The organism is Marinomonas pontica (assembly GCF_026191375.1).
GTDB lineage: Bacteria > Pseudomonadota > Gammaproteobacteria > Pseudomonadales > Marinomonadaceae > Marinomonas > Marinomonas pontica.
Window position 1 is genome coordinate 45,122 of record NZ_JAODTL010000029.1, and the last position, 22,218, is coordinate 67,339.

Consider the following 22,218-nt stretch of genomic DNA (forward strand, 5'->3'; position numbering starts at 1 on the left):
ATAAATTGACCGCCTCAAAATGACATTGTTTGTTTCTTTATCAACAAAATTCTGACCATTTATGCAGTATTGCTATACACTCTCATGCACACGTTCACATCTAAAAATAATCTTCATTGAATAGGATGATTTCAATGCAAACCTCTTCCAAAAGCGGCATTTTTTATGCGCTGACGGCGTTCACTTTGTGGGCCATCGCGCCGATTTACTTTAAAGAAATGTCATTTGTTCCGGCACAAGAAATTCTGGCTCATCGAGTCGTCTGGTCCTTCATCCTTGTTCTGATATTGATCTTACTTCTTCGCTATACCGACGCATTGAAAACCGTCCTTCGCTCTCGTAAAACACTGTTGGCCATGCTGGTTTCAACTTTGCTTATTGGCTTCAATTGGGGGACGTTTATTTGGGCGGTACAAAATAACAAGATGCTCAGCGCCAGCTTGGGTTACTACATTAACCCTCTCATCAGTATCTTGTTAGGTATGATTTTCTTTCAGGATAAACTCGATAAAGTACGTAAAGCCGCCGTTGTTCTGTGCTTTTGTGCGGTGGTGTTTGAGGTGGTTCAATTCGGCTCTTTGCCTTGGATAGCGCTTATTCTCGCAGTGACTTTTGGCTTTTATGGCTTGGTTCGCAAAAAAGTGGCCGTCGACAGCTTCACCGGCATGGCGATAGAAACGGGGATTATGTTGCCATTTGCGCTTTTGTATTTGATCTGGAGCCCATCTGCTACGGCGAATATTTTTGACAACAGCGCGCATGTAAATTGGTTGTTGTTCGCGGCAGGGCCAGTCACTATGGTACCGTTGATGTGCTTTGCGGCAGCGGCAAACCGAGTCAGCATGGTGACGCTTGGGTTCTTTCAATACATCGGCCCAACGGGCATGTTTTTTCTCGCGGTGTTTTTGTACGACGAACCGCTTAGCCCAGAAAAGCTGACCACCTTTGTGCTGATCTGGTCCGCGCTTGCCATATTGATTCTCGACTCGGTTCGTAAAATTCGTAAAAACCGAGCCAAACAGGCACTCGATAAAAACGCCTTACGTTAAGTTCGCCTCACCATTGAACCTATGACCAATCCACATGACGAGTCCTCGGCATGTGGATTTTTTCCGCTCTGTAAGGATTGCCAAAACACCGTCATCAAAAAGGAAGCTTAGCGGTAACGTATTGATCCGACTGTTTATTTCCCCCATAAGCCCCATTGTAAAGAACAACTTCCACAACATGGCTGCTTGCAATGAACTTCAATGTCCAAAAAACTTTCGCCAAAACGTTCTCAACCATTTTTTTCACTCTGGCAGGCTTGGTGGTCATTGCCAGCTTTGCGGGTGCCATAAGCGATTTTCGAGGTGGTGAAAGCTTTACCCAAATCGTCATTAAAATCATCAATTCAAACATCATCGCGATTGCCGTGTTTGAACTGGCCATGGTGATAAATAAAGAGTACGGTCACGGTAATGAGCATGACATCATTGTCTTATTACAACGCACGCTGCCCCGTTTTATTGGCACCGTGTGTGTTGCGATGGCACTAGAAGGCCTCATTATGGTGATCAAATATAGCCAACTCGATATGGCGGGGAACTTGTACTACCCCGTGGCCATCATCGCCAGCGCTGGTTTTCTATTGATTTCACTTGGCATTTTTCTGAAATACGCGCCACGAGAAAGCGAACATATGAAAAACAAAACGGTCTAATAAAATAAGTTTTTAGCATGATTGGATATATAAACCCCGTCGTTTTTTGTTTCTTTTTTAGGCGCTAAGTCCCAAAATCGCGGCATGTTTGTCTACTGATTATACGCTATGAAAATCATCTCTTTTGACGCCCTAAGAACCTTGCATTTGCCGCAAGTTCGCTACATCAAACCCGAATCGATGTACGACCATTTGGATGAAATAAAAGACGCCGATTGGCTGCTTTTTCCTCAATATTGGCAACTCAACGCCTTGGTTCACGGGCTGAAAAAGCGAATTTTTCCTAGTCTGGCCACCTACATGATTGGGCACGATAAAGTGGAAATGACACGGACGTTTCGTACCGTCGCACCCGCACAACATCCCTACACGATTATCGCAGCCAACACGCCCTACGAAGCCGAGAAAATCTGGGACGACATGCCTTCTCCTTTCGTGGCAAAGATTCCACGCAGCAGCATGGGCAACGGCGTATTTTTGATCGAAACCATTGGTCAATGGCGCGACTACGTGGCGCAAACAGACGTTCTGTATGCGCAAGAATACCTGCCCATTGACCGAGACATGCGCGTCATCTGGGTTGGTAATAAAATCGTTAACGGTTACTGGCGTTTGCAGTCAGACAACGGCTTTCACAACAACATCAGCCAAGGTGGGCAGGTGGAAGCGGCCTTGATTCCAAAAGAAGCGCAAGATCTTGTCACCTATTTGGCCGAATCGTTAGACATCAACCACGCAGGTTTCGACATTGCCATGGTCGGTTCAGTGCCATATGTGATTGAAATCAATCGTATCTTTGGCAACCAAGGATTGCCTACCATACAAAATGACGTCAACACGGAACTGTTGAACTACCTCAATGAGCAGCATTTGCTGTCAGTGGCTAACTTGATCGATCAACCTAGCGGTTTTTAGCGCGCCGCCCCTGCCAATAAGCCAAGCCTGATGGCTTACGGTCTCTGTCTCGCCATTTTAATCATGGTGTTGATGGCTGTATTAAGGGTTTTGGCGATGGCAGGGGGAATGCTGACATTCGCACGACAATCATTGATGCCTGCAGCGTATTCAGTGAAGAGTTTTTCTCGGTGTAACGCCCATTTAGCGTCTTATAAAAGCTGGCTTTTTGACGATCAAACAACGCTTGCATGAGTTTCGCTTGGGCTTCATTGCCACCATACATGTTCAGCAACTTGGGCTTAATCATGTCATTTTGCAAAAAGCCGCCATACGCCGATAAACCAGCATGCACCGCGAGCACGTCTTCCTTTGCATAATTGCCCGCGAATTCGTCCAATTTTGAATCGACAAAATCCACCAAAGCAAAACAAGAATTAAGCTCATTAATAGACGGATTTGCCGCCAACAGCCACGAAGGCGAGCACAACAAACTGACAAGGAAGAACAGGTGTTTAAGCACGGACATCCCCTTTTCTTTTTTATAATTATAGTAATGGGCTGGATAAAACGACCTGTCGAGACAGGTCTATCTAATATTATGAGGTAGAACAGTCCGAAACAACCCGCTCAGTCGAAGGTGGATTGTTCGCCAGTTTACTGACCGGACGAATCGGTCTAGGGGAAAAGTTACCGCCGCAATTTGGACAACGACCCTGCAACACAGAATCGACACAATCACGACAAAAGGTACATTCAAAACTGCAAATCATCGCGTCGTCGGCAGACGGCGGCAGGTCTTTATCGCAGCATTCGCAGTTCGGTCTCAGCGCTAACATGAATCACCTCGTGGTCATCAACAATAGATAAGACAATCTAGCAAAGTTTGCGATTCAAGGCACTATTTACACCAACGCTACGATCACGACGAAATAGTGGGAGCGGTTTTATTGAGGCGCTTAGGGCGTTTTTCCCAGCGTACTTTGACTTCAAATTGCTGGCTGTCTTCGTCTTCTGACGCGCTGACTTTCAAGCGCATCAGGCCCTTTGGGTCGAGCGTCAACGCACCGTCTTTGTCTTCGCTGAACTCCAATTTGCCTTTGGATAAGCCTTTGGAAAGCGCTTTTAATACGCCTTGAATATCATCAGCATCCAGTAACGCTTCGTATTTGAACTCGGTTTTTGATTTCATAAATGTTATCCGTAAATTCCTTGTAGATCCTGAGCCGTAATGACTTTTGCGGTTGGGTAGTCACAACTTAACCCAACAATACCGGCGTCTTTCCCTATTAAAGTCGCACCTATGCCAAAGCCGCTTAAACCTTCGGCTTTGCGAGAATGCGCGTCTAGCGTGATGTCCGCTTCCACGTGCACCAAGCCTTTTTTGATGGTGATTCGCTGACCTTGCTGACGGTTGATATGGCCTTGAACCACCACATGAATGCCCGCTTTATGAATCGCTTCGACGCCACGTTTGGTCAGTGGCAGGTCGGCATCGCGGTATTTGGTTCGAAAGGTGTTGGCAATCGAACTGTAGTAAAAGCTGAATAAGTCACGACGCTTGAGGTTACGGTGAAAGGCCTTGTTCGCGTATTTGGTGCCGCTTTTTAGTAGCATTTGCCCCATGCTGTCATCCAATCCCGCGTGCAAAAACAAGAACGAGCCACGTTTCGCGACCAGCTCCATTTTGCGGAAAAACCAATTGAACTCGCCTTTTTTATGTAGGAACAAAGCTTGGCATTTCAACGAGGTAGCGTACACCTTGCGCAGGCTCAATCCCGCAGCCAAGCAATGCTTTTCAAAGCTGTGGTTCTTCGATTCCATTTTGCGCACTTCGCGATCGATGCCTTCCGCCGTCAAAAAGCCAGCCGCATGAAAAGGAAACTCTTTAAACCATTCGTCGCCAGGAAAAAGCAATTCTCGACAGGTATCTTCATCAGGGATTTTTTTGTCCCAATGCGTGTCTGCCAAATATTCGTCGAATACTTCGCGAAACAATGGCACGACTTTTTTGCCCATGCGCACAAAAAAGTGCTGATTGCCGACGTCTTTTTTCGCGCCAACGCTAACAAGCCCATGAGCAAACGCAAATCGTGGTTGCCCGCCAGCAGCGTCACTCGCGCTTTCAGCTTATAAAGCTGTTTTACACTGCGCAGTAATTCGAGGTTGCTTGGCCCTTTGTCCAAACAATCCCCACCGACGATGATCTCCGACTGTTTGCCTTTTTTCGTCAACGTCAATTGACCCAAGCCCGCTTTTTTCTTGCGCTCTGCCACACCCGCCGCGATCAATGACGCTTCAAATGCATGAGCGTCCGCGTGCGGATCGGAAATAAACACCACCGAACGCTTTGGCCAACGCAAATTTTTCTTCCGAAACAACGAAGGCGTTTTATTGGGCTCCAATACATGGCTGTTGACCGAGCTGTCGTCCCGTGGCCAAGACGTCCACTCTTTTGGTAGACGCGCAATAATATCCGTATGGTGAGGTCGATCAGAGATAGCAGGGATTGGGCTTTGCATTGTGTTTACCTTTTTTATTAAAAGAGCCATTAATCAGGCACGTGACATTCAGTCCAGCGCAGCGATTAATTCATAAGCGTAATCAAAATCGATTTTGCCTTTCAATCGATACACCGCTACTTGGCTAAGCTCAGAGGCATAGTGCGACACCGACCTAATCGCATTCAAATCAATAAACGCACCGTCTTTGCCTTGAAAAAAAGGCCCAGGACGCTTACGCAAGCCTTCAATGGCATCGGGTTCGGAGGACAAATCAACCGCTTCAATCTGAGTGGGTTCGTCACTGTTCAATGACCAATCCAGCATAATCAGACGCTCTAAATTACCCGCCAAATCCACGCGACCAGCACCGTAATCGTCTTCGATTTGCACATCGTACTTTTCTTCTATTGACCACAATTCAGCTTGCGTCATTTGCGCCAACGCTTGCTGGCGAGATTCGGGCAAAATGTGACGCAAACGATCCGAATGCAACAAAGTACCTGGGTTTACTCTTGGCAGTTTTGCTAACCCCATGGCCTTTGTGCCTTGCTCCGTTTTCTTCAGCAGGATTCGGTCGTTGGTCAGAAAGTGGCGCGCTGGGTTTTCAAGACAACGCAGCATCAGCGTCGATTTCCCCCCACCAGAGCCCGCCGCAATGGCCGTCACCGCACCATTAACACTGAACGCAGACGCATGCCCTAAGGTAAAGTCATGACGCAAATACAAATTTAAAAACTGGTTGTTAATAAAATTAATAATTTGCGCCAAATTCGCCGCACAGGGACCAATCGCCAATAACTTTTGTGGACGCTGTAAAAACGCCATACCGGTTTTGAACTTCTTAATCCAACGACCGCCAGCCACATCAATGTAGCCTTCTTTTCGACCTTGCTTGCCTTCTTCTCTTGGCACGGCGAGCCAGTCCAGCTCTTCGCCTGCGGCCTCTTGCTCGATGACATACAAATCCAGCGCCACTGTCGCTTGCGCTTCAATGCTTGTGTAGCTGCGATAATAATCCGCCAGTGCGGCCAGCAACATCGGCTCATTGGCGTGTACCGTGACGGCCAAATCCGCAAACACCAAACGTATTGTGTCGGTGCAATGTTTTGTCCCTTCATCCACGTGGGCCATGTTCAATAATGTTTTAATCATGATTTCGTTACCTCCTGTAAAACATGTTCTGCGTAGACCCGTGCCGCGTCTATGTTGCACCCTTCAAGTGCGCCTTTAAAGCCACCAAACGCCGACACTTCGAACACCACCGGACCTTGATCCGTTAGGGCAATGTCCACCGTGGTGAAGCTAAGGTCGTAGCACGCTTGCGCTTTGCGACCCAGCTCAATCAGCCTAACATCAGGCTCGAATAATTCGTATTTCCCGCCACTGTTAATGGTGGTATTCCAAGAGTCCTTATTGCCCACACGAGCATAAGTACAAAGATACTCGCCACCCACAAAGACCATGCCCAAATCACGACCATCCAGTTTCACCGTTTGCTGGATGTAGTAAATGGACTGATTCTGACGATATTCTTCTAAGGCGTTGCGCACAAATTCATCGCTGTCGTCGTCCGTCAACATGATCATGCCGCGCGCTTTAGTGGAATACAGCGGTTTTAAAATCGCTGAGCCGAACTCTCGCACTGTTTCAAACGCTTGAGCAGGACTTTCAGTAATGCGGGTTTTCGGCATAGGAATATTACCCTGCTGCAGCGCCAGCGTGCCGCTCAAGCGGTTCACCAAGTTACCCACGCTGTCAGTCGGGCTGAATACTTTTACCCCCGCACGTTCGGCGTGAGACAACAAATGAATCCGATCTTCTGTCGCTGGAGAATACACCTCACTGATTTTTTTGATGATCAAGCCATCCAGCGTCATCAAATCCAGCCCTTGATACATCAGCTCATTGGTGTCTAAACGCAATTCCACTTGATTCATATCGATCACGGCGCGAAATCCAGTTTGCTCTTCAAGGCGATCAGCCAACACTTCAGTCGACCATTTTCCGGGGATGCCAATGACCCCGATTTTCGGCTTATTCAACATAGAGATCCTTCAATGGTAAGGTAAATTTTTGGGCTTGTTCGGGCGATAACTTCGCCAAGCGCTCAAGCAAATAGCGAGCGCGTAAATGCATGCGAGAAGCCAGTTTTTTATCGAAGATAAAACGCGTAGAGGTCGCGAAAGATCGCGCCAGCCCCGCCGCCAGCCTGACTTCAAAGGTCGTATCCTGCTGGCGTGCCGCAAAGCGCCTAGCAAAGCGATAAACGGCTTTCACGCTGTCCATCATCTGGGTTCGCGCTTCGCCGCTTAGCACCTGCAAGCGATAGATAGAAACCATCAACACCGAAACATCTTGAACGTAATCAAAATACGCCGAGCGGTGTAAATCGATAAAGTAGACACGTTTTTCCGTGTCGTCGTAAATGAGGTTGTCGACGTTAAAATCGCCGTGTGTCAGCACGGAAAAAGGCGCACGCCATTGTGCTTCTTTTTCCGCCACACACTCCACCAGCTCATCAAAACCTTGGCTGACGTAACAACCGATGCGCTCTTCGTCTTTAAAAAAATCGGGGTGCACTTTGCGGCTGTCACCAATGCGTTTTTGCAACTGCACCATAAAATTCGCAGCGCAGGATTCCGCTGTTAATGTGGTTTTCCACGTTTGGTTCAGCGTTTTGAATAAGGTTTTTAGCGCGGCTTGGGTACCGTCTTGATCCCCCGCCAACAACAAGGCTTCTAATGTGTTTCCGGGAATGTGTTCAATGAGTAACGACGACGATTCGCTGTTGTCTTTGTGTTTTCCGCCGTCGGTTCGAGACGTTCCAGTTTGAGAAAGCACGCTAGGGGCTAATCTTGGATCGATATTGCGCCACTGATTCACACCCGCGACTTCTTCTTCGATCTTGGAGCGATCCCCTTCCTTGTACACCGCCAACACCTCTTTGCCCGATTCGTCTTTATGGGTGATCGCCGCAATCGCGCTACCAGAACGAGTCAACGCCAAACGTCGAACTTTCAAGTCTCGCAGGTCATAATTCAAATTGGTTGCGCTGTCTAACAAATGTGGATAATTCTGCAAAGTGGCGATCTGGCCAAGATCCGCTTTAATCAAGGCTTCTGCGACCACACCCAACTGCTCGACCAAGCGTTTTACACTGACGTTACTGACAATCGCAGCGCGCAGTTGGTCATCGCTTAAATCTGCCTTAGCTTGCACGGTGAGCGCTTGCAGCTCGTTATAACTGGCGAGCAATTTATGAGTCCGACGACCTAACTTGATGCCAGTACGGCGACGATTATCGCTCACACCAACGCGCACCAAACGCAACGCACGCCGAATGCGCTTTACCAACTTACTGCATTCTGGGCCGGTTGGGTGCTCATAAGACGACGCTAACGTGCCTTCTCGAACACAATCAAAACAATGCTGAGTTAACCGCTCTAGCGCGATCACCAACGCGTGCATTCCCGACACCTGCGCATGGAACGTTGTATGCGCTTTACGACGCTCTAGCAACCGCGCCGTTTCAATATCGGCCTTCTCACGCAACGCCTGTACATAACCTCGGCGGCTGCGAATACTCGATAAAATAGAAGTAGAACCAGACGTAAAAAATCGCTCAACAAGATGACAGTGTGTTTCCACTTCATTCAAGAGAAACGACACATGCTCTTGAAGCGAAGACACCACTGGGGGTGAATACATAACATTTTCCCTAAAAGTTTATGAGCAACTATACAGACAGTAGAAAGCATCTAGATGACAGTTATGTGACAAAAGCTAGTAGAGAGTAAGCAAAAAATCATGTTCAAAACGATAAAAACCCAGTATGTACTGGGCTTTTTAGGAAGTATGCCGACTACAAGTTACCAACCGCGACGGTCGGCGAAGTCGTGCCATTTCATGATCATCGGCAAGAACCAAGGCTTGCCCGTGTAAAGCGGACGCGTGTTGAACGGAAACTGGTCGAAAGACGTTTTTCCTTCTACTTGGTTTAATACCTGCTGGGCGATTTTGCGGCCAAAATAATTGGCACGCCCAACGCCAGAACCACAGTAGCCCATGGCGTAATGCATATCGTCCATCTTGCCGATGTGTGGCACATGGTCGAAAGTGTAGGCAACATAACCTGACCAAGCATAATCGATCTTTGCGTCTTCCAATTGCGGAAAAGTACGAATCATGAAGTCTTGTAGGTATTTTGAATACAGCTGTGGCTGATCACCGCGGCCAAACGCTCGTCCGCCAAACAAGATGCGCTTACCATCTGGCGACGGTCGATAATAAGCAACCAAACGCTCGGTACCGCCGTGGGCGCGTAGTTTCGGGCTCACGGAACGAATCACTGATTCAGGCAATTCTTCGGTGGCAATCATCGCAGAGCGAATCGGAATGATGCGACGTTTGAATTTCTCGAACTCGCCACCGGTGTAACCATTAGTCGCAATAATCACTTGATCGGCATCGATAATACCGCCATCGTACTGAACCTTGTAGCTGGCGCCTTGTTTACTGACATCGCGCACCTTGGTGTGTTCTAGCATCAACACACCCGCTTGCTGAGCAATTTGGCACAGACCACGATGTAACTTGGCTGGCTGTAAGGTGCCATCGGTCGGATAAACCACGCCGCCATGGTAAGCGTTAGAACCTACTTCTTCGAATTGATCCTGACGACTTACTGTGATCGCGGGGAAGTCCACGACCTTCGCAAGCTCTTCCGCTTGCTCGATCAAGCCCGCGTAATGACTCGGATGACTGGCGCCACGGAAACGACCACATAAAGACAAATCACAATCGATCTGTTCTTCCTTGATAAAATCCACCAGCCAATTAAAGGCTAATAAGCTTTCACGAATCGTCTCATGAACATTGTCACGACCATACTGGCGTTCGAGTCCATCAACGCCTAATTTACTAAAGCTTGGCCCAAGCAAACCACCATTTCGACAGCTCGCGCCTTCACCTAATTGCCCCGCTTCCAGCAGTACCACTTTGAGCCCCGCTCGCGCCAAAGTAATGGCCGCAGAAAGCCCCGTAAAGCCACCACCAACGATCACAGCGTCAGCTTTGTGTGACATTTCAAAGCGTGCATTTGAATGTATTTTGCTCGCCAAAGACGTATCTGCCAGCCAAAAAGGCATGTTGGTATACGTCGATATATTTTTTGCCAACATATCGATTTCATTCCATAAAATAAGGGTAAATTCGTATTTAATTTAAACCACATGAACGAAGTCGCGAGCGAAGCTAAGACGAGGAAAAAATAGACGAGAAAGCAGAGTTTATAATTATAAATGAGCATTTCGAGTCTATTTTTAACAAAGTATTAACGAGCACAGCAATCGTTCAAAGGTTTCAGAGTATGTGTTGTAAAAACTCTCTAGTCCTATCCCACTGGGGATTCACCAACACCTGCTCTGGCGGCCCAACTTCGATGATTTCACCGTCGGCCATGAACACCACCCGATCAGCCACTTGTCGAGCAAACTGCATTTCATGAGTGACACACACCATGGTCATGCCGGTTTTGGCGAGATCGATCATCACGTCCAAGACTTCCTTCACCATTTCGGGATCGAGTGCGGACGTCGGCTCATCGAACAACATGATTTTGGGCTCCATGGCGAGAGATCGAGAAATCGCCACACGCTGCTGCTGACCACCAGATAATTGCCCTGGATAACGTGTCGCAAGATGGGCAATCCCGACGCGATCCAGCAAACGCATCGCCATTTTGTCGGCGTCACGTTCTGACATCTTGCGCAGCCAAGTCAAACCCAAGGTACAGTTCTGCAAAACAGTCAGATGAGGAAACAAGTTAAAGTTCTGAAACACCATGCCCATGGTTTGGTGAATAATTTTATGGCTTTGACGATCCCGAGAAAGCGGCTGTCCAAACACAGAAACTACGCCTTCTTGGTACTCTTCTAAATGATTCAGAGAACGAATCAGCGTCGATTTACCTGAGCCAGACGGTCCACAAACCACCATGATTTCGCCTTCACTAATGTCTAGAGAAACGTCTTTCAGAACGTGATGATCTCCGTACCACTTGTTCAGGTTGTCGATTTTAATCGCCGTTTCAGTCACGGCTTTTTGAGCTAAATTTCCTGATGACGTCGTCATTAGCGATCCACCTTTAAACGTTTTTCAAGATTCAAACTGTATTGGGACATGCTGTAGCACAAGATAAAGAAGAGCACGGAAATCATTACCAAAGGCTCGGTGTGCATTCCCACCCAGTCTTTATCGTTAGCAATGTTGCGCGCCATCAACATGATGTCGAACAAGCCAATGATGGAAACCAAGGTGGTGTCTTTCAGCAAACTGATAAACGACGTCATGATATTTGGAATCATCATTCTTAACGCCTGTGGCAAAATAATCAGCACCATTGTGTGCAGATAACCTAAGCCAAGCGTAGCCGCGGCTTCGTACTGACCTTTTGGAATCGCCTGCAAACCACCACGAATGTTTTCAGCCATGTAAGCACCAGCAAATAAACACACCGCGACCAATACTTGCGTGAGCTTGTTAAACTCCATATCCGCCGGCAAAAAGATAGGCAGTAAGGTCACCGCCATAAACAAGACGGTGATCAAAGGTACAGAACGAACTAGCTCGATCACTGTCATCGACAACCAATGAATCACTGGCAATTTAGAACGTCGACCCAACGCTAAAATCACACCAACAGGAATCGCCATGGTGATGGCAAAACCAGCAATAATGAAGGTTAGGAACAAACCGCCCCAACGCTCAATAGGCACTGGCTCAAGTGATACTTGGCTAAGGCCAAGAGCGATCACCAATGCAACAAGCAGCCAAACAGCAACAAAGCTAAACAGATGGATACGACGCTCAACCAAGCGAGACACCAGCGGCACAAAGAGTTCGTTTAGGCCTTTTTTACCCAGCGCCGACAAGATCCAATTAGCGTAAAGGATGACCAAAAATGCCAAGGCCAAACACGTCATCGCGCCATGTACCAAGCCTAATTCCTCGCCAAAACGGCCGCCTAAGAAAAGATAACCGCCCACAAAAGGATACAAGCCAATCCAAGACAGCAAGACAAAGTTGCGTAATGGAATAAGCTTCGACATCAGCGGTAATAACCAAACCAATCCGAGCAAGACGCCGATATTGAGCGCGCCATTGTTCATCTATTGGAAAGCGCCCGTAAATTAAACCATTGAACCAGCTAATAACACCGGCCCAACAGGCGCCGTCTGGGCTGATATCCATACATTGACGACGATTGTCTGCGATGAAAACCGCATTAAACACCGCCCAATCCAACACATGTTTCACTAGATAAAACAGCATAGTTGCCACACACAAGGTCAGCAAGCTATTACCAATACTGTTAAAGCAACGATGACGAATTGTACCTAGAATGCCTCTTTCGCTTTTACGTGGCGGACGAGGTGGCGTCGGGACAAATTGCTTTAATGCAGGTTGATTTTTCACATTCAAATCGTCCATTTATCGCACCTTATACTGCACGCTGTCGTTGTACTTGTTGAGCAAGTAAGAGATCAGCAAACTGATGAAGATATAGAACCCCATGACCATAAAGATGATCTCGATGGCGCGTCCGGTTTGGTTCATGGAAGTTTGCATGAACACAGACACCAATTCAGGGAAACCAATTGCCACAGCAAGTGACGAATCTTTTGTCGCCGCCAACCAAGAGTTGGTCATTGGCGGAATAATGGAGCGAATCGCCTGAGGAATCAGAATCAAGCGCAACGATTGAACACGTGAGAAACCAATGGTAAACGCCGCCTCGTGCTGCCCCTCGGTCGATAGACTGCATGCCAGCTCGAACCGTTTCCGCAATTGCCGCAGATCGATACACTGTCATGGCAACAAACGCCGCACCGAATGACGCAGGGAAGAAACGCACCGCCGCTGAAGTTAAAGCCTTGTAGTGTTGGAACAGACAAGCTCGTCGAATTAGAAAAACTCCAAATAACCCAACAAGCAGCCAACGCCCACACAACTAAGCCGATATAGAATCCGGTGGAGCGAGAGCCTGACACGGTGTAATAAGGTTTAGACCAACGGAACAAAGCGTAAAGCGCCGCGATTAAGGCAAGTCCAATGGCAATAATCCATCCCCATGACAAGCTGGTATCCATCGTTGTCACATACAAGCCACGGTTATTCAGGAAAAGCCATTCGCCAAGATGATAGCTTTGACGAGGCGCAGAGCAAGGTCGAAAACACCACGGTAAACCAAAAGATAAATTTGGATTAATAAAGGCACATTACGCACGACTTCAACGTACCAGCGCGCTAGTTGAGAAACCAAAGGGTTATCGGATAATCTTAAAATCCCCACCACTGTACCAATGAGAGTGCCGACAACAATCACGCAGAAAGACAAAATCAGCGTGTTCACAATACCGACTAAAAATACACGCCAGTAAGTCATACCAGCGTCGTAAGGAATCAAGCTCCAGCTAATATTAAAGCCAGCGGTCACTTGCAGAAAATCGAAGCCAAACGTCATGCCTAGACGGTTTAAATTTTCACTGGCATTGGCGAATAAAAACCACAAGCCGAACAAAACCAGCATCAAGACAATGGCTTGCAAGATCACCGCTCTGCTTGAATCATTATTAAGCAAAGACAGCCATTTTTGTGTCGTAGACGAAGGCAAACCAGCACCCTTAGTCGGGCGTTTTTGTGGCTTGCTCGTAGAGGACTGAATCATATCTATATACCGAACGAAGGAGGAAAACCAAAGTTGCAATAGATAGGCCAAGCGACCTATCTATTCGCATAGACAGCACTGTGTTATGAGCGCAGTAATCGTGTATTAACGGAAAGACTTCGCGTACATCAAACCGCCATTCGTCCACAACGCGTTCAATGTGCCTTCACGATCTAAACCCAAAACACTATCAGTTCCTACGTTACGTTCGTACACTTCACCGTAATTACCAACGTTTTTAATAACTTGAAATGCCCAGTCCTGAGGAAGTCCTAGACCTGTATTCAGATCACCTTCAACACCAAGTAAGCGGCGAACCACAGGGCTTTTGCTTTCGTCACGCATTTTCTCGACGTTTTGTGAATTCACGCCAAACTCTTCCGCTGCAACCATGGCAGCAAAAGTCCATTTCACAACATTCGCCCATTCGCTGTCGTTTTGTTTTACAGCAAACGATAAGGCTTCTTTGGAAATAGTTTCAGGCAAAATAACGTAATCATTTGGATTCGGTGCTGCAGAACGTTGCGCAGCTAAACCCGATTTGTCATTGGTTAATGCGTCACAATTGTTGTTAAAAAAGCAGTGTTACGGACGGAAGAGTCGTCAAATACGACGGTTTTTATATCTAAATTATTCGCACGGCTGTAATCCGCGATGTTCAATTCGCTAGAAGTTCCGGTCAATACACATACCGTTGCGCCATTTAGCTCTTTTACAGATTTCACGCCCAAATCTTTACGCACCATGAAACCTTGGCCGTCATAAAAATACGTATCAAGAAAATCTAAGCCCTGTGCTGAATCACGGGAAAGCGTCCACGTCATGCCTTTTGATAAAATGTCACCTTTACCACTCTTAATAGAAGTGAAGCTTTGTGCCCACTGTACCGGCAGGAATTTCACTTTAGAGGCATCACCAAACACCGCGGAAGCCACGCCACGACACATATCAATGTCCATGCCCTGCCATTCGCCAGCCTTGTTTAAGCTGTAAAAACCGGGGAAAGAGTTACCAATTACACAGTTTACATAGCCACGCTCTTTGACTGCATCTAGGGTAGACGTGGTGTCTGCTGCGTAACTGTTTGCCGCTAGAAGCGTAGTGGTTGCCGCTAACGCCATAGAAAATTTCTTCATTGTTCGTTCCTTTTATTTGCCGTTGATTTTGTAATTTCTTTTTATTCGGTACCCCCTTCCAACCTCCCCCTTAGCAAGGGAGGAGCTAAAGCTCTTGTTCCCGCCCCTTTCTTCAAGGGGAGGGTTAGGGAGGGGTCGTAATACCGTGATCACACCGTTTTGTTAAATCTTTTGATGCAGATCAAACAACTAACAGTTAGGATCTTATGTGAAGATTTCCTATAATCACACTGAATATTTTTAATAGTCTAATAACTTTAGGTTATGCCGATGAACATCAATAAGTTGCGTATATTTCACGAGGTCTTTGTTACTGGCAGCATCACTAGAGCCGCAGAGCGGAGCTATGTCAGCCAACCAGCGGCCAGTAAAATGCTAGCGAATTTTGAAGATGAAATTGGCTATAAATTGTTTGTGCGTAACAACGGCAAGCTCATTCCGACAGATGAAGCGCTCTACTTGCACGAAGAGGTCTATGGCATCTTGCAAGGCGTAAACCATCTAGAAGACAGCATAAAACGAGCAAAAAACAGCAAAACAGGCAGATTACGCATCGCCACCATTTTCGGTCCGTCCTATCAATTTTTACCTGAACTCATTGCCGAGTATATGAAAGCAAACCCTGGCGTAGATGTGAGTTTACACCTTTCCGGCTGCTCGGCCATTCGACAAGGGATCGCATCAGGACAATATCAAATCGGCTTGGTTGATAAAGCCCAAAGTTCCTCAAAGCACGACTCGGTTGCTTTTGATCTCGCTTGCTATTGTGCTGTACCAAAAGAGCACCCTGCCGCTCAATTAGACGTTATTCGCCCAGACGATTTACAAGATTTAAGCTGGATCACGCTGGACTCAGAAAACGCCACCACCAAAGCACTAAAGCGTATATATGCGGAGAATGGCTTGTCCTTTCATCGCTCACTTGAAGTCCATACGACCATTCATGGTTTATCCTTCGTGAACCTAGGCATGGGCGTCACCTTAGTCGACATTCTCAACTTTCGCTATTTTGACAAAGTTTTCCAATTATCCAATGTCGTACTGAAACCATTTGCGCCAAACGTTGTTGAACCGTTAGAAGTCCTTACTTCAAACTTGAGCCCATTGTCTGGTCACGCTAAAGATTTTTACGATGCCCTCATTGCCAAGTTGGAAAAGCAAACTCAATTGATTACGGAGGAATATCATGTCAATAGACCCTAAACACCGCTGCGAGTGGGCCAGCACCGCGCCAGACTTTCCTCATTACCACGACAACGAATGGGGTTTTCCAGTCGATGACGACCAACGTCTATTCGAAAAACTCTGTCTAGAGACCTTTCAGTCAGGCTTAAGCTGGCGAACCATTTTAAGTAAACGAGAGAACTTTCGTGCGGCCTTCGAAGGTTTCGACTTTCATAAAGTGGCTCAATTTGGTGAGGAAAATGTCGCTATTTTACTCAAAAACGACGGCATAGTGCGTAACAAACGCAAAATCCTCGCGGTGATTAATAACGCTAAACGCGCCATAGAAATGGTTGAAAAAGAAGGTTCATTGGCTGCATTCATCTGGCGCTACGAGCCCGACGAAAACACCCTACCGCCGCCCGAAACCCAAACCACCTGCGCTGAATCCATCGCCCTTGCTAAAGCGCTCAAAAAACGCGGCTGGCAATTCGTCGGCCCAACAACCCTGTACGCCTTCATGCAATCCATGGGACTCATCAACGACCATGCAGAAAACTGCTTTATGCGAGAGGACATTGATCGGACGAGGAAGGGGTTTGAAAGGCCGTGAAAGCACATCCAACCGCAGCCGATACGCTCATTTTTGCGTATGGATCACGGCTTTCAAATCAAAATTAAGGGATTTAAGCACTTTTACTATCGTGTCAAATTGTGGCCGAGAACCGGATCGAAGGGCTTTATAAAGACTCTCACGCCCAAGCCCACTGTCTTTAGCGATCTGCGTCATACCTCGCACTTTGGCAATATGACCAAGCGCATGAATAAGCTCGTTGGTATCCCCATCTTCAAGCACCATAGACAAGTACGTGGCAATGTCTTCGTCGGTACGAAGCTGCTCGGCCATATCAAAGTTGGTTAATTCTTTTATTGAAGTCATGTCGCATCATCCAGTTTTGTGGCTCGCTGTTTAGCCAATTCTATGTCTCTGCTTTGCGTCGATTTATCGCCACCAGCCAACATTATGATCAAAGTCGTCCCGCGTTGAACGTAATACATTCTCCAACCTGGTCCAAAATGCTCTCTCATTTCATACAAACCATCGCTACAGGCTTAACATCGCCAAGTAAACCACGTGACGCCTTTTCTAGGCGGCGGGCTAAACGAATTCTAGTAGAGGATCTTTTAGTCGGCGTAGCCAAAGGTTGAACTCATCCGTGAGTTTAATATCATACATAAAACAATCCGTATCCGATTGAATACAGTATGGTTGTTTTTTAACCTAACCTCAATACTTTTTTCACCTTCATGCAATCCATGGGACTCATCAACGACCATGCGGAAAACGGCTTTATGCGGGAAGAAATTGATGTAGCAAGAAAGGAGTTCAAAAAACCGTCGTCTTATTGATGCACTATTAAGGCAAGTTTTTACTATGGACCTGCGCTTTGCCGAGTGCTTTCGCTTGAGCAACAATTTGTCAGCTTCTTCAAAGTACTGCCAAAAGGGTTCTGCTGGGGTGGGGGTGCCATAAGCCAAGCCAACACTGATCGACAGTAATGCGTTGTTCATTTCGGGGATGCTGATTTGGGATACGGCATCGAGTAGACGTTGGGCGGTGTATTGAGCATCTTCGAATGCCGTATTGGGCAGAATCACGACAAATTCGTCACCGCCGTACCGAGCCAAAATATCGCTACGACTTAGGCAAGTTTGTAGCGTTTTCACGACGCGCTCTAACACTAGGTCGCCGCCCTGATGTGTGAGATGAGTGTTTAATTGTTTAAAGTTGTCGATATCCAAAACCAACACCGCAACGGGCGTGTCGCCATCATTGGCGAAAAATTGGGATTGTTTGGTTTCAAGGTAACGGCGATTGGGAATATTTAGGAAGTCGTCTCTAATCACCAATTGCGCTAAACGCTCTCTTTCTTCTTCTAGAAGCTGGCGCAGTCGGCGTTCTTCGGTAATGTCTCTGTCGGCGGCAATATAGAGTTCTGGCTGGCCATCTTCTGATCGGTATACCATGGTGCCTTTGTTCGCAATCCAACGATATTCACCATTGACCAAAAAACGGTATTCGGCTTCAAAAATGTCCTTTTTGCCTACGATTACTGTTTCCCATATTAAGCGAACACGCTCCCTGTCGTCTTCGTGAACATAGTCCAGCCATTTGCTTGGGTCATAATGAAGCTGCTCCATGACGTCTTTGTCCGGCATCATGCTATTACTGAGACGCTGACCATGGGGGTCATGATCAACCACAAACACATTCATTCGATAGAGCGCTTGCGCTATTGCTGTATCGTTGAAAAGTACGTCAAGGGCTTTTGTTTTGTTTCCCGTAAAAGTGATGTTTTGTGTTTTTTTCATACAATGAAACAGCATTAGATATGTAAAGGATTTTTGATAGTAAGTGCAGCCTTAGCGATTTTCAACAAAATGAAAAAAATCTATGTTTTGATAATGCAACTATTATCAATATCTACCATACTTCTGATCTGCACATTTTTTGCAAATTACAACCATAAAAAAAATTGTGCAAAAAACCATACCTTATTAAGGATCGACGAGATGATTTTTAGCAGAAAAGAAGCCAAGCCGTCACACACCAAATCCAACAGTGAAAAATCCCTTCAATGTCAAGCCGAGCTAAACGCTATCAAGCAAAATGCGGCCTATATTAGTTTCAGCATGGACGGTATTGTATTGGATGCCAATAATTTGTTTTTAGACACAGTTGGCTATTCGTTGGACCAAATTATTGGCCAACATCACCGTATCTTTTGCGACACCGAATACACTAAATCATCGGAATACAAGCTGTTCTGGGACGATCTTAAAGCAGGGAAATCATTCAATGGTACCTTTTTACGCTTCAAGCAAAACAAAGATCCCATTTATTTAGAAGCCAGTTATTTTCCTGTTACTGACGACAAGGGCCATGTCAGTAAAGTCATTAAAATTGCCAGCGACATTACCGATATCCAAGAAGACCTAAAAAACCAAAAAGCGGTTTTGGCCGCTCTCGATCGCTCTCTTGCCGTTATCGAGTTTGACACTCAGGGCACTATACTCAACGCCAACACAAACTTTTATCGCGCGATGAAATACGATCGTGAAGACATAGTCGGTAAACACCATAAAATGTTTTGCGATGATAAATTCTACCGAGACAACCCGTCTTTTTGGGTGGATTTAGCCAATGGGAAACACTTCTCAGGACGTTTTCAGCGGTTTGACGGTGATGGAAAGGTCATTTGGCTAGAGGCAACTTATAACCCCATCTTTGACGAGAAAGGCCGTGTCTATAAGGTCATCAAGTTTGCATCCGACATCACAGAACGCGTTAACAATGCGTTAAATGCTGTAGAACTTGCCGCCGCGACATCCGAACAAACCAGCCAAGTGTCAGCGAATGCGGTCGACATTCTAAATACATCCGTTCAAACCTCCAATGAAATTGCAGACAAAGTAAAAGACGCAGCAGAAATAGGTGATTTGCTTAAATCACAATCTAAAAGCATTTCTGACATCGTTGTGACCATTCGCTCTATTGCCGACCAAACCAACTTACTGGCACTCAATGCTGCCATCGAAGCAGCACGAGCAGGCGACGCAGGGCGCGGTTTTTCCGTGGTGGCCGACGAAGTGCGTAAACTGGCCAGTAATACCGCCACCGCCACCGCAGAAATCGGCGACGTGGTGGAAAAAAACCACAACTTGATCACCGAGATGGACGACATGCTACGCTCAGTGACAGGCATCGCTCTGCACGGCCAAGAAAGCATCAACGAAGTATCACGAGGTCTGACAGAGATCACCTCTGGCGTCTCTCGATTTGTAGAAATGGTCGAAAAAATGAAGCCTTAAACACAACATGGCAATACGGTTTATCATCCTGCCTTAAGGTAAACCGTATTGTTTATGTTCGACTCTCCACGAAATCCTCTCCTCAAAAGCACCATTGCTCACCTCTAAAACGCTCCCAAATTGTGCAAAAATAAAGTATTGCATCGAAACATTTTCGGTCTTAACGTCAATTATTGCTGGTCACAAAATGCACGATTAAGCCTTTTAAATTCGGTTTAAATGATGGACAGTAATAACAATAAGAATGGTTAGGTGCATCTAAAACACTATGTCAATTAAAGAGATAGCAACCCAGTTGGAGTTGTCGGTATCCACAGTGTCACGAGCACTGAACGATTACCCAGACATTAGCCCGAGTACAAAAAAACGTGTGCTAAAAGAAGCAGCACGACAGGGCTACCAATTGAAAGGGCCAGAAATGGCTCATTGGGTGCAAGCAAAACGTGTGATTACGGCAATCATTCCTTGCCAAGACACGCAATATCTCGACCCCATTCTTTCGAAGGTGTTGGCTGGGACTCGACATGCGCTGCAAGCAGAAGGTTATTTGCTGCAAGTGGTCGCAATCGATACCGGCAAACAGGAATTAAGCGAATTTGAACGCCTAGTAAAAGCAGGCGATCAAGACGGTTTTCTCCTCCTTCGCACTCGGGTTAACGACCCGAAAGTTCATCGTTTACTGAAACTTAACGTACCTTTTGTGTGTTACGGACGCACCGAGCGCGCGGCGCAATTTGCTTGGCTAGATTTGGATAATTACCAAGTCGGTCATTTAAGTCTTAGCCGCCTGTATAAACAAGGACACCGCCAAATTGGCGTGGTGTCAGTAAGCGAGCGGTATTTTTTCGCCCAAGAAAGGCGACGTGGCATCCAAGATGCTGCCGAGCAAATTGGGCTTTCTCTTGCGTCTGAACAATGGTTGGAAGTGGGCTTTGACGAGGAAGAAAGTTACCTCGCTTGTGCCGAATTTCTACTCCAGCACCCAGATATCACCGCGTTGATTTGCCTAACCAGCACCAGCGCGCGAGCCGCCGCATTGGCGGCCATGCGATTGCACAACACACAGCTACACGAAAGAGATAAGCCTGTGTGTGTAATTGGTTGTGATACACCCGCAGATGAGCTGACCGCCAGTATGGGGATCACCAGCATTCAGCAAGCGCCGCCAACGCAAATCGGTGAACAGCTTGCCCAGATGATGGTAGCGCGCATCAAAGGGACTCCGGTGAAGGACCTTCAAGTCGTTTTAGCTCCGGGGGTTGTGACGATAGGACTTTAATAACAAGCGTTCTTAAAGTCATAAGAAGCAGACAAATAAAAACAAGAGGAAGCCATAATGAAAAGTAAAACTTCACTATTCGTCGCCGGCACAATGCTGGCAAACGGACTCCTGATAAGCCAGCTCGCTCACGCCGCCACGGTAGGGTTTTGGACCGCACAAACCCAAACTGACCGCTTACAAAATATAGAATTACTGGCGAGTACCTTTGAAGCTTTAAACGATGGCGTGACGGTCAAAGTCGTCGCCGTTGATGAAAATGAAATGGCAACACAAATGGCAGCCGCCGTCGCCGCTGGTACCACTCCACAGCTGATTGAAGTGAATTCTGAAATCATCATGGCGTTGGGCGAAGAAGGCATTGTCGATACTAAAACTCACCAAGGCGTCATCAAAGACATTGGCAAAAACCGTTTCCATAAAGGTGCTTTGACCACCCTAACCTCACCCTCAGGGGAATATTACGGCTTGCCTTATCATGGTTGGATTCAGGGTATTTGGTATCGCAAAGATTGGTTTGATGAAAAAGGTCTAGCGGCGCCAAACACATGGGAAAACATCGAAACCGCTGCCAAAGCACTGACCGACAAAGCCAATAATCAATACGGTATTTTGGTCGGCACCAAGCAAGACAGCTACACAGAACAAGTCTTTACTCAGCTGGCATTGTCCAATAACGCCGCTGAGTTCGATGCCAAGGGTAATTTGGTCTTCAACAGCCCAGCAACGCTAGAAACTATTAAGTATTACAAAGAGTTAGCTAAATACAATCCACCAGGGCCACAGAACTGGCGCGCTCGGGATTATTACTTACAAGGCAAGATGGGCATGTTCTTCTATTCCACTTACATAATGGATGACCTTGCTTTGGCAGAAGTCGCCAAAGGCTGCTTTGTCTTCTGAGAACTTCAAAGAACTTAGCGGTGGCACCTTCGATG

At 46.8% G+C, this 22,218-nt stretch carries 26 protein-coding genes; 8 read left to right on the plus strand and 18 right to left on the minus strand.

Features of this window, described 5'->3' with window-relative positions; translation table 11 throughout:
- Positions 1-134 precede the first annotated feature (134 nt).
- The 3 genes from rarD to N5P32_RS06345 all read left to right on the plus strand — a co-directional run bounded on the left by rarD (position 135) and on the right by N5P32_RS06345 (position 2,617).
- Positions 135-1,049 (plus strand): EamA family transporter RarD, encoded by a 915-nt coding sequence (gene rarD / locus N5P32_RS06335; RefSeq protein ID WP_265728273.1) that lies wholly within the window; start codon positions 135-137, stop codon positions 1,047-1,049.
- Between the two features lie 191 nt (positions 1,050-1,240).
- Positions 1,241-1,702, plus strand: coding sequence for a hypothetical protein (locus tag N5P32_RS06340; RefSeq protein ID WP_265728274.1), 462 nt, complete (start codon positions 1,241-1,243; stop codon positions 1,700-1,702).
- 108 nt (positions 1,703-1,810) lie between these two features.
- A complete protein-coding gene (locus N5P32_RS06345) occupies positions 1,811-2,617 on the plus strand; it encodes an ATP-grasp domain-containing protein (RefSeq protein ID WP_265728275.1) in 807 nt (268 codons plus the stop codon).
- A 61-nt stretch (positions 2,618-2,678) separates the two neighbouring features.
- Here N5P32_RS06345 and N5P32_RS06350 read toward each other — a convergent pair whose 3' ends face one another.
- From N5P32_RS06350 to N5P32_RS06420, 15 genes are all read right to left on the minus strand, one after another.
- Positions 2,679-3,119 (minus strand): hypothetical protein, encoded by a 441-nt coding sequence (locus N5P32_RS06350; RefSeq protein ID WP_265728276.1) that lies wholly within the window; start codon positions 3,117-3,119, stop codon positions 2,679-2,681.
- Positions 3,120-3,195: 76 nt separating this feature from the next.
- Positions 3,196-3,435 carry a DUF1272 domain-containing protein gene (locus tag N5P32_RS06355; protein WP_265728277.1) on the minus strand — a complete coding sequence of 80 codons (240 nt, stop codon included), beginning with the start codon at positions 3,433-3,435 and terminating at the stop codon, positions 3,196-3,198.
- Between the two features lie 83 nt (positions 3,436-3,518).
- Entirely contained in the window at positions 3,519-3,788 is a 270-nt protein-coding gene (locus tag N5P32_RS06360) for an amphi-Trp domain-containing protein (RefSeq protein WP_265728278.1), read from the minus strand.
- A gap of 664 nt (positions 3,789-4,452) precedes the next feature.
- Positions 4,453-5,118 (minus strand): metallophosphoesterase family protein, encoded by a 666-nt coding sequence (locus tag N5P32_RS06365; protein ID WP_265728279.1) that lies wholly within the window; start codon positions 5,116-5,118, stop codon positions 4,453-4,455.
- Between the two features lie 48 nt (positions 5,119-5,166).
- On the minus strand, positions 5,167-6,252 hold the full coding sequence (locus N5P32_RS06370; protein WP_265728280.1) for an HprK-related kinase B: 1,086 nt from the start codon (positions 6,250-6,252) through the stop codon (positions 5,167-5,169).
- A complete protein-coding gene (locus N5P32_RS06375) occupies positions 6,249-7,145 on the minus strand; it encodes a GAK system ATP-grasp enzyme (RefSeq protein WP_265728281.1) in 897 nt (298 codons plus the stop codon). Before N5P32_RS06375 ends, N5P32_RS06370 begins: the two co-directional genes overlap by 4 nt.
- Positions 7,135-8,808: a phosphotransferase gene (locus tag N5P32_RS06380; RefSeq protein ID WP_265728282.1), complete on the minus strand. Its 1,674-nt coding sequence runs from the start codon at positions 8,806-8,808 to the stop codon at positions 7,135-7,137. Before N5P32_RS06380 ends, N5P32_RS06375 begins: the two co-directional genes overlap by 11 nt.
- Positions 8,809-8,969: 161 nt before the next feature.
- Positions 8,970-10,280 (minus strand): NAD(P)/FAD-dependent oxidoreductase, encoded by a 1,311-nt coding sequence (locus N5P32_RS06385; RefSeq protein WP_322783830.1) that lies wholly within the window; start codon positions 10,278-10,280, stop codon positions 8,970-8,972.
- A 181-nt stretch (positions 10,281-10,461) separates the two neighbouring features.
- Entirely contained in the window at positions 10,462-11,232 is a 771-nt protein-coding gene (locus N5P32_RS06390; RefSeq protein ID WP_265728283.1) for an amino acid ABC transporter ATP-binding protein, read from the minus strand.
- Entirely contained in the window at positions 11,232-12,098 is an 867-nt protein-coding gene (locus N5P32_RS06395) for an amino acid ABC transporter permease (protein ID WP_265728284.1), read from the minus strand. Before N5P32_RS06395 ends, N5P32_RS06390 begins: the two co-directional genes overlap by 1 nt.
- Entirely contained in the window at positions 12,040-12,591 is a 552-nt protein-coding gene (locus tag N5P32_RS06400; protein WP_265728285.1) for a hypothetical protein, read from the minus strand. The genes N5P32_RS06395 and N5P32_RS06400 overlap by 59 nt, the downstream gene beginning before the upstream one ends.
- Complete coding sequence (locus tag N5P32_RS06405; protein ID WP_265728286.1) at positions 12,592-12,858, minus strand: ABC transporter permease family protein; 267 nt, start codon at positions 12,856-12,858, stop codon at positions 12,592-12,594.
- A 418-nt stretch (positions 12,859-13,276) separates the two neighbouring features.
- Positions 13,277-13,828 (minus strand): ABC transporter permease subunit, encoded by a 552-nt coding sequence (locus N5P32_RS06410; protein ID WP_265728287.1) that lies wholly within the window; start codon positions 13,826-13,828, stop codon positions 13,277-13,279.
- A 105-nt stretch (positions 13,829-13,933) separates the two neighbouring features.
- Positions 13,934-14,314 (minus strand): hypothetical protein, encoded by a 381-nt coding sequence (locus N5P32_RS06415; RefSeq protein WP_265728288.1) that lies wholly within the window; start codon positions 14,312-14,314, stop codon positions 13,934-13,936.
- A gap of 65 nt (positions 14,315-14,379) precedes the next feature.
- Positions 14,380-14,964: a transporter substrate-binding domain-containing protein gene (locus tag N5P32_RS06420; RefSeq protein WP_265728289.1), complete on the minus strand. Its 585-nt coding sequence runs from the start codon at positions 14,962-14,964 to the stop codon at positions 14,380-14,382.
- 270 nt (positions 14,965-15,234) lie between these two features.
- Between N5P32_RS06420 and N5P32_RS06425 the strand changes: the two genes are divergently transcribed.
- The gene (locus N5P32_RS06425) at positions 15,235-16,167 is read left to right on the plus strand and encodes a LysR family transcriptional regulator (protein WP_265728290.1); all 933 of its coding nucleotides are present in this window, start codon (positions 15,235-15,237) and stop codon (positions 16,165-16,167) included.
- Positions 16,151-16,741, plus strand: a complete 591-nt coding sequence (locus N5P32_RS06430) for a DNA-3-methyladenine glycosylase I (protein ID WP_265728291.1) — start codon at positions 16,151-16,153, stop codon at positions 16,739-16,741. The genes N5P32_RS06425 and N5P32_RS06430 overlap by 17 nt, the downstream gene beginning before the upstream one ends.
- Before the next feature lie 27 nt (positions 16,742-16,768).
- Here N5P32_RS06430 and N5P32_RS06435 read toward each other — a convergent pair whose 3' ends face one another.
- The 3 genes from N5P32_RS06435 to N5P32_RS06445 all read right to left on the minus strand — a co-directional run bounded on the left by N5P32_RS06435 (position 16,769) and on the right by N5P32_RS06445 (position 18,501).
- Positions 16,769-17,068 carry an addiction module antidote protein gene (locus N5P32_RS06435; protein WP_265728292.1) on the minus strand — a complete coding sequence of 100 codons (300 nt, stop codon included), beginning with the start codon at positions 17,066-17,068 and terminating at the stop codon, positions 16,769-16,771.
- Positions 17,065-17,226: a type II toxin-antitoxin system RelE/ParE family toxin gene (locus N5P32_RS06440; RefSeq protein WP_322783831.1), complete on the minus strand. Its 162-nt coding sequence runs from the start codon at positions 17,224-17,226 to the stop codon at positions 17,065-17,067. The genes N5P32_RS06435 and N5P32_RS06440 overlap by 4 nt, the downstream gene beginning before the upstream one ends.
- An 87-nt stretch (positions 17,227-17,313) precedes the next feature.
- Positions 17,314-18,501, minus strand: coding sequence for a GGDEF domain-containing protein (locus N5P32_RS06445; protein WP_265728294.1), 1,188 nt, complete (start codon positions 18,499-18,501; stop codon positions 17,314-17,316).
- Between the two features lie 201 nt (positions 18,502-18,702).
- Here N5P32_RS06445 and N5P32_RS18170 point away from each other — a divergent pair, with 201 nt between their 5' ends.
- The 3 genes from N5P32_RS18170 (at position 18,703) to N5P32_RS06465 (ending at position 22,183) form a co-directional block, all read left to right on the plus strand.
- Positions 18,703-20,001: a methyl-accepting chemotaxis protein gene (locus N5P32_RS18170; RefSeq protein ID WP_409371081.1), complete on the plus strand. Its 1,299-nt coding sequence runs from the start codon at positions 18,703-18,705 to the stop codon at positions 19,999-20,001.
- 268 nt (positions 20,002-20,269) lie between these two features.
- Positions 20,270-21,280 carry a LacI family DNA-binding transcriptional regulator gene (locus tag N5P32_RS06460; protein ID WP_265728295.1) on the plus strand — a complete coding sequence of 337 codons (1,011 nt, stop codon included), beginning with the start codon at positions 20,270-20,272 and terminating at the stop codon, positions 21,278-21,280.
- Between the two features lie 57 nt (positions 21,281-21,337).
- The gene (locus N5P32_RS06465) at positions 21,338-22,183 is read left to right on the plus strand and encodes an ABC transporter substrate-binding protein (protein WP_265728296.1); all 846 of its coding nucleotides are present in this window, start codon (positions 21,338-21,340) and stop codon (positions 22,181-22,183) included.
- Positions 22,184-22,218: the final 35 nt, after the last annotated feature.

Excerpts from the sequence above, each read along its gene's own strand:
- rarD (WP_265728273.1), top strand. The coding sequence starts at position 135 with ATGCAAACCTCTTCCAAAAGCGGCATTTTTTATGCGCTGACGGCGTTC.
- N5P32_RS06340 (WP_265728274.1), top strand. The coding sequence starts at position 1,241 with ATGAACTTCAATGTCCAAAAAACTTTCGCCAAAACGTTCTCAACCATT.
- N5P32_RS06345 (WP_265728275.1), top strand. The coding sequence starts at position 1,811 with ATGAAAATCATCTCTTTTGACGCCCTAAGAACCTTGCATTTGCCGCAA.
- N5P32_RS06355 (WP_265728277.1), bottom strand. The coding sequence starts at position 3,435 with ATGTTAGCGCTGAGACCGAACTGCGAATGCTGCGATAAAGACCTGCCG.
- N5P32_RS06360 (WP_265728278.1), bottom strand. The coding sequence starts at position 3,788 with ATGAAATCAAAAACCGAGTTCAAATACGAAGCGTTACTGGATGCTGAT.
- N5P32_RS06365 (WP_265728279.1), bottom strand. The coding sequence starts at position 5,118 with ATGCAAAGCCCAATCCCTGCTATCTCTGATCGACCTCACCATACGGAT.
- N5P32_RS06370 (WP_265728280.1), bottom strand. The coding sequence starts at position 6,252 with ATGATTAAAACATTATTGAACATGGCCCACGTGGATGAAGGGACAAAA.
- N5P32_RS06375 (WP_265728281.1), bottom strand. The coding sequence starts at position 7,145 with ATGTTGAATAAGCCGAAAATCGGGGTCATTGGCATCCCCGGAAAATGG.
- N5P32_RS06380 (WP_265728282.1), bottom strand. The coding sequence starts at position 8,808 with ATGTATTCACCCCCAGTGGTGTCTTCGCTTCAAGAGCATGTGTCGTTT.
- N5P32_RS06385 (WP_322783830.1), bottom strand. The coding sequence starts at position 10,280 with ATGTTGGCAAAAAATATATCGACGTATACCAACATGCCTTTTTGGCTG.
- N5P32_RS06390 (WP_265728283.1), bottom strand. The coding sequence starts at position 11,232 with ATGACGACGTCATCAGGAAATTTAGCTCAAAAAGCCGTGACTGAAACG.
- N5P32_RS06400 (WP_265728285.1), bottom strand. The coding sequence starts at position 12,591 with ATGGACGATTTGAATGTGAAAAATCAACCTGCATTAAAGCAATTTGTC.
- N5P32_RS06410 (WP_265728287.1), bottom strand. The coding sequence starts at position 13,828 with ATGATTCAGTCCTCTACGAGCAAGCCACAAAAACGCCCGACTAAGGGT.
- N5P32_RS06420 (WP_265728289.1), bottom strand. The coding sequence starts at position 14,964 with ATGAAGAAATTTTCTATGGCGTTAGCGGCAACCACTACGCTTCTAGCG.
- N5P32_RS06425 (WP_265728290.1), top strand. The coding sequence starts at position 15,235 with ATGAACATCAATAAGTTGCGTATATTTCACGAGGTCTTTGTTACTGGC.
- N5P32_RS06430 (WP_265728291.1), top strand. The coding sequence starts at position 16,151 with ATGTCAATAGACCCTAAACACCGCTGCGAGTGGGCCAGCACCGCGCCA.
- N5P32_RS06435 (WP_265728292.1), bottom strand. The coding sequence starts at position 17,068 with ATGACTTCAATAAAAGAATTAACCAACTTTGATATGGCCGAGCAGCTT.
- N5P32_RS06445 (WP_265728294.1), bottom strand. The coding sequence starts at position 18,501 with ATGAAAAAAACACAAAACATCACTTTTACGGGAAACAAAACAAAAGCC.
- N5P32_RS18170 (WP_409371081.1), top strand. The coding sequence starts at position 18,703 with ATGATTTTTAGCAGAAAAGAAGCCAAGCCGTCACACACCAAATCCAAC.
- N5P32_RS06460 (WP_265728295.1), top strand. The coding sequence starts at position 20,270 with ATGTCAATTAAAGAGATAGCAACCCAGTTGGAGTTGTCGGTATCCACA.
- N5P32_RS06465 (WP_265728296.1), top strand. The coding sequence starts at position 21,338 with ATGAAAAGTAAAACTTCACTATTCGTCGCCGGCACAATGCTGGCAAAC.